The organism is Pseudobutyrivibrio sp. LB2011 (genome assembly GCF_000701765.1).
GTDB lineage: Bacteria > Bacillota > Clostridia > Lachnospirales > Lachnospiraceae > Pseudobutyrivibrio > Pseudobutyrivibrio ruminis.
On sequence record NZ_JNJS01000002.1, the window covers coordinates 184,855 to 198,268 of the forward strand.

Below are 13,414 nucleotides of genomic sequence, written 5' to 3' on the forward strand. Positions count from 1 at the left end.
ATGGCTGGTCCCTGTTTTACTTTTAGAGCAAATAGTAGTAAAATCAAAGGGCTTGTATGTTATTAATAAAGCGTATTATGAAAGGAATAAATATATGTGTGGAATAGTAGGATATGTTGGTAAGTCACAGGCAGCACCAATCCTTTTGGATGGACTTAGCAAGCTTGAGTACAGAGGTTATGACTCAGCTGGTATGGCTGTTTATGATGGCACCAAAATCGAATATGAAAAGGCTAAGGGACGTCTTCGTCTTCTTAGCGAGAAAACTCACGATGGTGAGACAATGCAGGGTACAATCGGTATTGGTCACACACGTTGGGCTACTCACGGTGAGCCAAGCGAGACAAACGCTCATCCACATCTCAATGAGGAAGAGACAATCGCAGTAGTTCACAATGGTATTATTGAAAACTATGCAAAGCTTAAGGAAAAGCTTATCAAGCGTGGATACAACTTTAAGTCTGAGACAGATACAGAGGTTGTTGCTCACTTACTTGATTACTATTATAAGCAGGGCAATGATCCTCTTACATGCGTAACAAAGGTTATGCACCGTGTAGAAGGTGCTTACGCTCTTGGTATTATTTTTGCTGATTATCCAGATCAGATTTATTCAGTAAGAAAGGACAGCCCACTTATTGTTGGTCTTGGAAAAGACGGCAACTTAATCGCATCTGATGTACCAGCTGTTCTTAAATACACAAGAAACGTTTACTTCATCGAGAACGAAGAAATTGCACGCCTTACAGAGGATTCAATTGAGTTCTTTGATGTAGATGGACAGCCAATCGAGAAGGAATCTAAGACAATCGATTGGGATGTTGATGCAGCAGAAAAGGGTGGTTATGACCACTTCATGATTAAGGAGATTCACGAAGAACCAAAGACAGTTCGTGATACACTTAATCCTAGAATTAAAAATGACACTGTTGATATCGAAGAGCTTGGAATGAGCGATGATGAAATCAAATCTATTTCACGTATTCGTATCGTTGCCTGCGGTAGTGCATATCACACAGGTGTTACAGCTAAATATGTTTTCGAGGAAATGGCACGTATCCCCGTTGAGGTTGATATAGCTTCAGAGTTCAGATACAGAAACCCTATCCTTCAGGAGAACGAGCTTGTTATTGCTATCAGCCAGTCTGGTGAGACAGCAGATACAAAGGAAGCAGTTCGTATGGCTCGTGCAATGGGCAACATGACACTTGCTATTGTAAACGTAGTAGGTTCTTCAATTGCTCGTGAGGCTGAAAAGGTTATGTACACATGGGCTGGTCCTGAGATTTCAGTTGCTACAACAAAGGCATACTCAGCACAGCTTATAGCGTTATACTTACTTGCTATGAAGTTTGCTGATGTTAGAGGTCTTCTTTCAGCAGATGAAATGAAGTCTCTTATCACAGATTTAAAGAAGCTTCCAGAGCAGATAGAAATGCTCCTTGGAAATAAGGAACGTATCCAGAAATTTGCTAACAGATTTGTTGCTGCAAAGGATGTATTCTTTATTGGTCGTGGAATTGATTATGCAATTGCTATGGAAGGTTCTCTTAAGCTTAAGGAGATTTCATATATTCATTCAGAAGCATATGCAGCTGGCGAATTAAAGCACGGAACAATCTCTCTTATTGAAGAGGGCACATTAGTAGGAGCAGTTGCAACTCAGGAAAACGTTTATGCAAAGACTGTTTCAAATATCGTAGAATGCAAGACACGTGGCGCTTTCATTCTTGCTGTTACAACAGTTGGACATGAAGACATTGAAGAAGTGGCAGATTATGTAATGTATGTTCCACAGACAAACAGATACTTTACAAACTCATTGGCTATTATTCCACTTCAGTTGTTTGGATATTATGTTTCAGTGGGCAAAGGTTTTGATGTGGATCATCCAAGAAACCTTGCAAAGTCAGTTACTGTTGAATAAACCGTCACCTGACTATCACATTACTGGGTTATTCTTACTAAAAGTTTAAATGGAGGCGAGTTTATGAGTGATTTATACAACAATGGAGGCTCAAACAATGGGCCAGAAAACAACAATGGTTCATATTCCTACAAGAAGGACGAGATAAACCAAGGTGAGTCTTATTATCAATGGTCACCTTACGACAATGGTAATAAGAATAAAAAGCCAAAGAAGACCACAGGCTTCGGTGCAAAGCTTGGACGTGCAGCGGCAATCGCTTTAGTATTTGGATTGATTGCAGGTACAGCATTCCAGTCAGTAGTATATGTTTCAAACAGATTCTTACCAATGTCTGCATCAGCAGAAACAACAATTGAATCTACAGAGACAGAAGACACATCTGATAGCGCAAGTGGCACAGCTCTTTCTACTACATCAAACAAAGTATCTACAACAGTTACTTCAGATGTATCAGAAATTGCTGAAAATGTTCTTCCAGCAATCGTACAGGTTACAAATGTAGGTCTTACAGAATACCAGACATTCTTTGGAACAATGCAGCAGGAGACAACATCAGCTGGTTCCGGAATTATCATCTCACAGGATGATGACTACATTTACATTGCAACAAACAACCACGTAGTTTCAGGTGCTGAAACACTTACAATTACTTTCAACGACGGCGAAGCTGTTGAAGGAACAATCAAAGGAACTGATTCATCATGCGACCTTGCTGTAGTAGCAGTTGCAGTTGCAGATATCCCTTCAGATACTCTTTCAGTAATCAAGGTTGCTACACTTGGCGATTCAGATTCAACAGTTGTAGGTGAGGCAGCTATCGTAATCGGTAACGCACTTGGTTATGGTACATCAGTAACAACTGGTATTATTTCTGCTAAGGACCGTGAGGTTTCAATCACAGACGACGACGGAAATATAGTTACTAACAGCCTTATCCAGACAGATGCAGCAGTTAACCCAGGTAACTCAGGTGGTGCATTACTTAATGCGACAGGCGAGGTAATCGGTATTGTATCTGCAAAGCTTGCAGATGAGTCTGTAGAAGGTATGGGATATGCAATTCCTATCTCTTATGCATGGGATATTATCCAGCAGATGATTGATAACGATGTTGTATCAGAGCTTGATGCTTCTTATCTTGGTATCGCTGGTAAGGATATTACATCAGAAATGTCTGAGCAGTATGATGTTCCAGTTGGTGTATACGTAGCTCAGGTTGTTGCAGGTTCAGGTGCTGAAGCAGCTGGTATCGAAGTTGATGACGTAATCACATCATTCAACGGACGTACAGTTACATCTGTAAACACACTCAACAACATTATGAAGTACCTTCCAGCCGGCACAACCGTAGAGGTCACTGTCGCCAAGGCATCAAATAACTACGAAGAAGAAACCGTAGAAGTAACACTTACACATAAGGTTGACGCGGTTCAGTAAATCGTAAAAAAAAGGCTAGCCATAATTACTTGGCTAGCCTTAAATTATATGAGTCATGCTGTAGGCATCAAGCTCTACTATTTCTCAAGCGAGACGTGTTGTCGAGCGGAGAAATCAGTAGGCTTGTAGCCGTAACAGCATGGCTCTCATAGTTTATCGTGGTGTTATACGTGTGTTGAGGTCTACCCCTGCTATTGCGCTGGCTTGCGCTACTACATTAGGGTCTGCACAGTTCTGATAGAAGGTGTAGGACATCTTCTTTGAACCGTCTACGTTGCAGAGTCCATTAGCGAGGCCCTGTGCGATTTCACCTGGATCATCCTTCTCACGTGAAAGAATCATTCCATCAATGTGACTGTTGTTCATAGCAACAAGGTATGCGTATACAACTGCAGCTGCCTGGAGGTCTTCACCTGAAAGTGATGTGTATCCCTGTTCAGAAAGCTTTACAGTTCTAACTGCACCTGTTGGTGAAAGCATATCGCTCTGGCACATAAAGTCTGTTACTACATCGATATTCTGAAGTGAAATGTATGGTGAGTTCTGGCTGTGTGTTAAGCTGCTAGAAGCTGCCCATGGAGTTGCACTTGTAAGTGGTGTCATGTAAGCGTGAGTTGCAAGTCTCCAATCAACATTTCCCTCTGCCTTAATCATTGAGTTGAACTGAGTTAAGAAAGACTTACCAGCATAGTAATTTGCTGCACCTGCTCTAGCCCACTGCTGATCTGTACAAACGTATACGTTAGCTGTTGCGTTTTCAGATTTGATTCCGTTGTACATGACGCGGAATGCATTTGTATACTGCTGTGTGAAAGCTTCTAATGAACCGCAGTTCATGTAGTTCCAATCTCCCCAAGCGTTTACTTCGTTACCGATGATATAGTTATCAACCTGTCCGAAGCCGTGACCTGAATATCTGTTTCCAAGGAATGCTGCTGCAGCACTGAGGATATCTACACCTTCAGTAGTTGAAGCATTTAATCCATAGTAATTGTGAAGTCCTAATCCATCATAAGAATAAGGATTAATAAATTCTGTCTGAGCTGCCTGGTCAACAACAATAATTAATGTAACCTGGCATCCCATTCCATTGTATTTTCTAATAGCGTTATCATATCCAGAAAGTCTAGCTGTCTCAAAGTGATAAACCTTTCCGTTATAACTATATGAACCACCACCATTTGAAATCCATGAAAGTGGAAGAGTTAACTGAACCTGCTGGCAACCAAGATCTCTTGGCTGGTTCTTATTGAATGTTGCAACATCAAGTGCTGGAAGAATACCCTTCTTTCCATAATCCATTCTTGCACATGCATATGTAGCACATCCTTCAGGATTTGTAATGTACATGCTGTTTGAAACAGGTGAAAGAGCTCCACCCTTCATAACACAAACAGTAAACTTCTTGAAAAGCATTGTGCTTGCAGTTCCTTTTCCAAGTGGAACAGAGAATGTTGCTCCGGAAGCTGCTGTGACCTGGGCTACATCAACACCTGCTGGTGCTGTCTGGTTCGCATCAGATGCTACAAGGTGATATAAACCATCCTCTGATGATGATGCACCGGAAGTTGTGACAACAACATCAGTGCCTTGAATCAAAGCTGCGGCGATTGTAACACCACTGGATGCTGACTTTGTTTTAGCCTCTGCGTTAAGGCTAGGTACTGCTAGAAATGCACTAAGTGAAAAAACTAATGCAAATGCGATGCTAGCAATTTTTTTAGAAATCTTCATATATCATAGCTCCTTTCAGCTGATGAATCTTCTCCGATAGCGGAGTCATCTAAAAATATAGCATGATTATTATTAAAAATCATAGAAATTATAAAATATACAAGAAAATAACATAGAAAAAACATAAATGAGATACAAGAGTATTTCACAAAATTTTCATAGTCGATTTGTGAGAAAGGACGAAATGGCCTTAGAGATATTGACGTAGTGGGGCATAAAGGATATTATTTACACGTACTGGAAACGTTACCAGTAACGGTTCCAGAAAAACTAAACATAGCTGATAACAGGATGGATTAGGCCCCTGAATGTTAAATAAAAAGGCTGTGTAGTTTCAATAAAGGAAGGAAAAATCATGACAATTAAAGACATTGCACGTTTATCAGGTGTAAGTGTCAGTACCGTATCAAGGGTGCTTAATGACCATCCTGACGTAAGCGAGGAAGCTAAGGAAAAGGTATTAGCTGTTGTGCAAGAGTACAACTATATACCTAACACTAGCGCAAGGGAGCTTGGTAAGACTTCATCAGACAACATAGGTGTTGTTGTAAGAGGATTATCTAACCCATTCTACACAAAGATTATTACAGAGATTGGAAGCGGAATTGAAAAGGCTGGTTACACCATGGTGATGCAGCAAATCGCAGCAGGCGAAGATGAGATTATGACCGCAGCCAAAATGGAAAGGGATAAGAAGCTCCAGGGTCTGATTTTTCTTGGAGGAAATTTGGATTATACAAAGGAACGAATGACTAGCATCAATGTTCCTTATGTATGTTGTACATTCAATAATCAGTATGGAACATTAGATAAATCTGATTATTCAAGTGTATGTATAGATGACAACCAGGCTGCATATGATGCAGTGGAATATTTGGTTAATGAAGGCCACAGAAAGATAGTTGTTTTGCTATCAGGAGTGGAGGATGGCTCAGTCAGCCAGGTGAGATTTGCCGGCTATAAACGAGCATTGAAGGATTTTGGAATACAACTAGAGGAAAATCTGATAATAGAGATCAATAGTTTCAATATTGCAGATGCCTATGCAGGCATGAAAGAATGGTTAAAAAAGAATAGAGAATTCACAGCAGTATTTGCTATCTCAGATAATATGGCAATGGGAGCAATGAAAGCTTTGAGGGAAGCTGGTAAAAAGATGCCAGATGATGTTGCGGTTATTGCGATAGATGGAATCGAAGCTTCTGAATACATGAATCCTGTGTTATCAACTCTATGTCAGCCAATGGAAAAAATGGGCAGTGAAGCAGTGAAATTGTTGGTAGATATCATTAATGGGAAACGCACATACAGACATGTGATTCTTCCAACTACTTTAAGAGAAGGTGAGACTCTTAAGTAGGTAATTCTCTTGGTTTTTACAAAGGAGGTATAGAGTCCTTTGTTGAAACATAGAAATTATCATACACAAAAAGGAGAGTGTAAGAAATGAAGATGAAGAAAGTATTGGCATTAGGGTTGATCGCAATGATGTCGACAGCTGCATTTGCAGGCTGTGGTTCAAGCGAAAGTAGCGATGGTGGTTCTGCAAGCACAGGAGATAGCGCAAGCGGACAGGTTTATTACCTTAACTTCAAGCCGGAGGCAGATGAGGCTTGGCAGAAAATCGCTGCACAGTACACAGAAGAGACAGGTGTTCCTGTAACAGTTATTACAGCAGCTTCTGGTACATACGAGGAGACATTGTCATCTGAGATTATTAAAGACGAGGCTCCTACATTATTCCAGGTAAATGGTCCAGTAGGTCTTGCTAACTGGAAGGACTATTGCTATGACCTTAAGGGTTCATCTCTCTATGATGAGTTAACAAGTGATTCATTTGCTCTTTATGATGGGGATTCTGTTGCAGGTATTGCATATGTTATCGAGTCTTATGGACTTATCGTAAATACAGAATTACTTGAGCAGGCTGGATACACACTTGATGACATCGCAAGCTTCGATGACTTAAAGACAGTTGCAGAAGATATCACAGCTCGTTCAGGAGAGCTTGGATTCTCAGCATTTACATCAGCAGGTATGGATGGTTCTTCTGATTGGAGATTCAAGACACACCTTGCAAACCTCCCTATTTACTTCGAGTATCAGGACAAGGGCATCGATTCTACAGACGCAATCGAAGGTACATACCTTGATAACTACAAGGCAATGTGGGATCTCTACATCAACAATGCAACATGTGATCCTTCTGAGTTAGCTGGTAAGACTGGTGATGATGCAGAAAATGAATTTGCAGAGGGCCAGGCAGTATTCTATCAGAATGGTTCATGGGAATATAAGAACCTTACAGATAAGGGTATGACAGATGATCAGCTTGCAATGATTCCAATTTACATTGGCGCAGGCGATGAGGCTAATCAGGGACTTTGCACAGGTACAGAGAACTATTGGTGTGTAAACTCTGAAGCATCAGAAGAAGATATTCAGGCAACAATTGATTTCCTTACATGGATGGTTACATCTGAGGCAGGTACACAGATGCTTTCTGAAAACATCGGTGTAATTCCTTTCAAGAATGCAGCAGATACAACTAACCTTTTCGTACTTAACGATAGAGCATACACAGAAGCAGGCAAGACACCAGTTTCTTGGAACTTCACAACTATGCCTTCAGAAGAATGGAAGAATGGCGTAGGTAGTGCTCTTACAGCATATGCAGCAGGCACAGGTTCATGGGACGATGTTGTTTCAGCATTCGTTGATGGCTGGGCATCAGAATACGCTGCAGCTAATAACTAAAGAAAGACTCTTTTTAGAGTATTTTTTCTTCTTTTATTCTTAGGAGGGCGAGGCCTAACGCCCTCCAAATTTTTTGGGATTGGAGATTGCTATGGAGAAAGCTATTAGAAAATACTGGCCCATTTTTGTACTACCTACCTTAGCAGCTTTTTGCGTTGGTTTTATTTATCCATTTGTACAAGGTTTGTATTTATCATTCTGTAAATTTACAACTATTAAAAAAGCAACATTTATTGGAGTAGACAATTACGCGTATGCAATACTAGATAGTGAGTTTTGGCATTCATTCTGGTTTACAGCGCTTTTTACTGTGGTATCCACAGTGTTAATAAATGTAATAGCATTTGCTATTGCTCTGGCACTTACAAACAAAATAAAAGCATCTAACTTTTTTAGAACAGTTTTCTTTATGCCAAACCTTATCGGTGGTATTGTTCTTGGTTACATTTGGCAGATTCTTTTAAACTGTGTCCTTTCACTTTTGGAAAAGCCACTTCTTGCTCTTAATGCAACATATGGATTTATCGGTTTGACAATTCTTATGTGCTGGCAGCAGATTGGTTACATGATGATTATATATATCGCAGGACTTCAATCTATTCCTGATGATTATATTGAAGCTGCAAAGATTGACGGCGCTACAACAAGTCAGATACTTTTCAGAGTAAAGATTCCAAATGTAATGCCTTCAATTACAATTTGTACCTTCCTTACAATCACTAATGGATTCAAGCTCTTTGATCAGAACCTGGCATTGACAGGCGGCGAACCTGCACATGCATCAGAGATGCTTGCTCTTAATATTTACAACACCTTCTACAGCCGTACAGGCCCTCAGTGGAAAGGCTATGGTCAGGCAAAGGCTGTTATCTTCTGTATTATGGTAATTATTATCTCCATGATTCAGTTGAAGTTTACTAAATCAAAGGAGGTGCAGCAGTAATGAAAGCAAAAGAGAAAATTGCCAAGGGTATTGTATTTATTGTTTTGTGTATTTTGGCTGTACTTTGGATTTATCCAGTTTTTATGATATTAATCAACTCGCTTAAGGGTGATACATTTATCAGCACTAACACAGTTTTTCAACTGCCAGATGCGAAGAGCTTTATAGGTCTTGAAAACTATAAGGATGCTCTTTCTTCAAAGGGATTTGCAGCAGCTTTTGGATACAGCTTAGTTATCACTGTCACATCTGATGTGCTTATTTTGATTGGTACATCAATGTGCGCTTGGTACATAACACGAGTTCACGGAATGCTCTCAAAAGTATGTTATGCTCTTTTCGTGTTCTCAATGGTAGTTCCATTCCAAATGCTTATGTTCACACTTTCATCTACAGCTGATAGATTGGATTTGGATACACCATTCAATATATGTATAATATATTTAGGTTTTGGCGCTGGATTGGCAGTGTTTATGTTTACAGGATTTATGAAGTCTATTCCTCTGGAAATTGAGGAAGCAGCAATGATTGACGGCTGTAATCCAATCCAGACATTTTTCCAGATTGTATTACCTATACTGAAGCCTACACTTATTTCAGTAGCTATCCTTGAAACAATGTGGCTTTGGAATGATTACTTATTACCATATCTTGTTCTAGACCGTAAGAAATACATGACTATTCCAATTCTTATTCAGTATTTCCGCGGCAGCTATGGACATGTTGAAATGGGACCAATGATGGCATGCATCATGATGACAGTTTTACCAATCATCATCATGTATATTTGCCTTCAGAAATATATTATCAAAGGCGTAATTGCTGGAGCTGTAAAAGGCTAGGAGAGAGAATATGAAAAGAAGTAGCGGTATTTTACTGCCTATATCTTCATTGCCATCTGCATATGGCATTGGCACATTTGGAAAGGCAGCGTACAAATTTGCAGATTTTTTGAAAGCTTCAGGTCAGAAGTATTGGCAGGTTTTACCACTGGGCCCAACAAGCTATGGCGACAGCCCATACCAAAGCTTTTCTACTTTTGCCGGAAACCCTTATTTCATAGATCTTGAAATGCTGATTGAGGAAAAGCTTCTTACAAAAAAGGAAGTAGAGGCTGAAAACTGGGGAACAAATCCAAGATACGTGGATTATGGACAGATTTATAGCAGCAGATTCAAGATTCTTGAAAAGGCAAAGGAAAGAGGCTACAAGGCTGCGTTAGGGGATATTTCTCACTTTAAGAAAAACAATCCATGGGTAGAGAACTATGCTCTATTTATGTCCATTAAAAAACATTTTGGACAGCTTAGTTGGCAGGAATGGCCAGAGGAAGATATCCGTCTTCACAAGCCAGAGGCCGTAGAAAAATACAGAAAGCTATTAGAAAAGGATATTGAATTCTTTATATACATTCAATATTTGTTCTTCAAGCAGTGGACCAAGCTTAAAAAGTATATCAATGATTTAGGAATAGAAATCATTGGAGATTTACCAATCTATGTAGCATTGGACTCATGTGATGTTTGGGCTGAGCCAGAATTCTTTAGCCTGGATGAAGAAAACTATCCAGTTGAGGTGGCCGGTGTTCCACCAGATTATTTTAGTGAAGACGGTCAGCTTTGGGGTAATCCATGCTATAACTGGAAGGCTCTAAAGAAGGATGGATACCGTTGGTGGATTCGTAGAATCGAAGGTGCTGCAAAGCTCTATGATGTATTACGTATTGATCACTTCAGAGGCTTTGATGAATACTGGGCAGTTCCAGCAGGGCAGAAGACCGCAAAAAAGGGCAAATGGAAGAAAGGCCCTGGAATGGATTTGGTAGGTCTACTATCTGAAAAATTCCCAAATATCGAATTCATAGCAGAGGATTTAGGAGAACCATCTCCAACTGTTGTGGAGCTTCTACATGACAGCAAGTGGCCAGGCATGAAGGTACTTGAGTTTGCATTCGATTCAGGAGAACCAAACAACTACCAGCCACACACATACGACAAAAACTGTGTATGCTACACTGGCACTCACGACAATGCAACCGTCATGGAATGGTACCAGGAGGCCAACAAAAAAGACAAAGAATATGCCAGCAAGTATCTAGGAATCTCCAAATCAGAGGGCTTTAACTGGGGCATGATTCGTGGTGGCATGAGTTCGGTGGCCATACTCTTTGTAGCTCAGATGCAAGACTTCCTTGGCCTTGGCAAATACAATCGTATCAACATCCCAGGCACAGACTCAGGCAACTGGCAGTGGCGTCTTATCGAGGACGAAATCACAGACGACCTTGCAGAAAAAATCTACAAAATGTCTGTCATGTACGACCGCACCAAGAAAAAAGAAACCCCTAAAAAGCCTGCAAAATCAAAGGCTAAAAAATAACCCATACTCCTACTCGCACCCCTAGTGTATGTAAAACTGGCTGCCCTCCGGGGGCCCTGCACCGGTCTGTATAGGGGGGGTCGATTTCGCGAATATTATAGTTTTTCTTAGTGCAATAGGCGAGCATACTGCAGGTGTCTTGTTGCGGGATGAACTTTTTCTGAATCTGTATTGGCTAGGACGGACACTATAATATTATTAATATGGATTTCCAAAGCTATGGTACCTTGGGTTCATATTACATTCGCTAAGTAGAACTAAAAAAGAGATATTTGTATGTATGAGCACCGTGGCACATTCAACATCGTGTTTCAAGTGACCACTGCTGCCGCCGTCCTAGCGGCAGCTGCTCATCCATATCAAATATCTCTTTTTGTTCTACTAGGCTCATTCCAAAATCACCCAAAGGTATCCATAGTTTTTGAAATCCATATCCTAATCAAGAACTGCGTGTCCGTCCATAGACATACAGATTCAGAAAATGTACAGACCTGCAAAAGACACCTGTAAATAAGTGTGCTCGCCTTGCACTTTAGAAAAACATAATATTCATGCGATGACTCCCCCTATACAGACCGGTGCAGGGCCCCGGAGGGCAGCCAGTTTATTGTACTTTTATGGGGCGTGCGAGTAGGAGTTGGATGGTGGTACGGTTTTGATTTCGAGGGGTATATGTGGTACAATAGCGCAAGATTCGCATATTTGACGGAGGTTTTGTGATGAAAAATAGAGTTTTAGCATTAGCTTTAGCTACAGTGATGGCTACTTCTATGGTGGCATGTGGAAGTTCTTCTGATGAGGCTACAGAGGAGACTACACAGGTAGCAGAGATAGAGTACAATGTTGACGACTACGTTACACTGGGAGATTACAAAGGGATTGAAGTTACAATCGAAGGTGAGTATGAGTATACTGACGAAGGATTTGCGCAGTATGTAGCAGATACTATTGAGTCTGCGGCAGTTTATGCTGAGGATGATAGCCAGACAGAGGTTCAGGAAGATTCAATTGTAAATGTTGATTATGTTGGTTCACAGGATGGAGTGCCTTTTGATGGTGGTTCAGCAGAGGACCAGATGATTGATGTAGCAGGCAATTGCATGGCTGGTGGTACTACAGGATTTATTGATGGATTTACAGCAGGTCTTGTGGGACACAGTGTTGGCGATGAAGTTGCATATGATGTTACTTTCCCTGAGTCATATGGCAATACAGATTTAGCTGGCCAGACAGTTGTATTTACATTCCAGATTAATTACATTGCTAAGGCTATTGAGTCTGAGGATGACTTAACAGATGATGTAGTATCAGCTAATTTCGGATACGATACAGTTGATGAATATATCGCTGCTCTTAAGGAAGAATATACAGCTTCATTAGAGGACAATCTTGAGGATGATACAGAGACAGCAGTATTAAATGCTCTCATTAACAACTGCACTGTTTCAGAGGTACCAGAGGGACTTCTTCAGGCAAGAGTAGATCTTATCCTTTCTATTCAGAGCAAGCAGTATGAAGCATACGGCACAACAATGGAAGCATACCTTACATCTATGGGATATGATTACCAGGAAGTAATCAACACTCTCACAGAGAATGTTAAGGAATCAACTAAGACAGAGCTTATCCTTGAAGCAATCGCTAATAAGGAAGGTATAGAGGTTGATGAAGAGGGTTACACAGAGTTCATCACACCAATTTATCAGAATATGGGTTATACAGACCTTGATACATTCTATGCTGATTTCACTGTAGATGGATATGGCGGACAGAAATATTTTGAGCTTGCATATCGTACAGAAAAGGCAACAGATTTCTGTGTAGAGAATGCTGTAGTTAATTCTACAAACGTTCTTAATGCAGATGCTGATACAGAGGAAGATTCAGAAGTTGTAACAGACGAAGAATTGGAATCTGAGGTAGAAGTAGAAGCTGATGAACAGTAGGAAATACTTTCTATTTTTACCTAGCTGTAGTATAATTTACTCTAGCTTTTTGGCTCTTAGGAGCAATTAATATAAAAGGAGAAATAAGATGGAACACATTAAGACACTTAACACAAAGAGATTACAGAACACAGTTAAAGAAGGCGGATGTGGCGAGTGCCAGACATCATGCCAGTCAGCTTGCAAGACATCTTGCACAGTTGGTAACCAGAGCTGTGAGCACAAGAACTAATCTTACAAAGATTATCTATATTTAACGCGAAGGCCGGTCCTATCTAATGTAAATTA

10 protein-coding genes are annotated in these 13,414 nt (G+C 40.4%); 9 read left to right on the forward strand and 1 reads right to left on the reverse strand.

What is annotated here, in order from left to right; genetic code table 11:
- Positions 1-94 precede the first annotated feature (94 nt).
- Both glmS and T375_RS04365 read left to right on the forward strand, forming a co-directional pair.
- Positions 95-1,927 (forward strand): glutamine--fructose-6-phosphate transaminase (isomerizing), encoded by a 1,833-nt coding sequence (gene glmS, locus T375_RS04360; protein WP_044935485.1) that lies wholly within the window; start codon positions 95-97, stop codon positions 1,925-1,927.
- A 63-nt stretch (positions 1,928-1,990) separates the two neighbouring features.
- Positions 1,991-3,367 (forward strand): S1C family serine protease, encoded by a 1,377-nt coding sequence (locus T375_RS04365; RefSeq protein WP_044935488.1) that lies wholly within the window; start codon positions 1,991-1,993, stop codon positions 3,365-3,367.
- A 153-nt stretch (positions 3,368-3,520) separates the two neighbouring features.
- Here the strand turns inward: T375_RS04365 and T375_RS04370 are convergent, their stop codons facing one another.
- Positions 3,521-5,101: a DUF5722 domain-containing protein gene (locus T375_RS04370; protein WP_044935491.1), complete on the reverse strand. Its 1,581-nt coding sequence runs from the start codon at positions 5,099-5,101 to the stop codon at positions 3,521-3,523.
- Between the two features lie 355 nt (positions 5,102-5,456).
- Between T375_RS04370 and T375_RS04375 the strand changes: the two genes are divergently transcribed.
- The 7 genes from T375_RS04375 (at position 5,457) to scfA (ending at position 13,358) form a co-directional block, all read left to right on the forward strand.
- Positions 5,457-6,461: a LacI family DNA-binding transcriptional regulator gene (locus T375_RS04375; RefSeq protein ID WP_044935494.1), complete on the forward strand. Its 1,005-nt coding sequence runs from the start codon at positions 5,457-5,459 to the stop codon at positions 6,459-6,461.
- Between the two features lie 86 nt (positions 6,462-6,547).
- Positions 6,548-7,858, forward strand: coding sequence for an ABC transporter substrate-binding protein (locus T375_RS04380; protein ID WP_044935496.1), 1,311 nt, complete (start codon positions 6,548-6,550; stop codon positions 7,856-7,858).
- 91 nt (positions 7,859-7,949) lie between these two features.
- Positions 7,950-8,801 carry a carbohydrate ABC transporter permease gene (locus tag T375_RS04385; protein ID WP_044936170.1) on the forward strand — a complete coding sequence of 284 codons (852 nt, stop codon included), beginning with the start codon at positions 7,950-7,952 and terminating at the stop codon, positions 8,799-8,801.
- A complete protein-coding gene (locus T375_RS04390; protein ID WP_044935499.1) occupies positions 8,801-9,643 on the forward strand; it encodes a carbohydrate ABC transporter permease in 843 nt (280 codons plus the stop codon). Before T375_RS04385 ends, T375_RS04390 begins: the two co-directional genes overlap by 1 nt.
- 10 nt (positions 9,644-9,653) lie before the next feature.
- A complete protein-coding gene (gene malQ / locus T375_RS04395) occupies positions 9,654-11,180 on the forward strand; it encodes a 4-alpha-glucanotransferase (protein ID WP_044935501.1) in 1,527 nt (508 codons plus the stop codon).
- Between the two features lie 719 nt (positions 11,181-11,899).
- Positions 11,900-13,126: an FKBP-type peptidyl-prolyl cis-trans isomerase gene (locus T375_RS04405; protein ID WP_049960291.1), complete on the forward strand. Its 1,227-nt coding sequence runs from the start codon at positions 11,900-11,902 to the stop codon at positions 13,124-13,126.
- An 88-nt stretch (positions 13,127-13,214) separates the two neighbouring features.
- Positions 13,215-13,358, forward strand: a complete 144-nt coding sequence (gene scfA, locus T375_RS04410) for a six-cysteine ranthipeptide SCIFF (protein ID WP_033151787.1) — start codon at positions 13,215-13,217, stop codon at positions 13,356-13,358.
- The last annotated feature ends 56 nt before the right edge of the window (positions 13,359-13,414 follow it).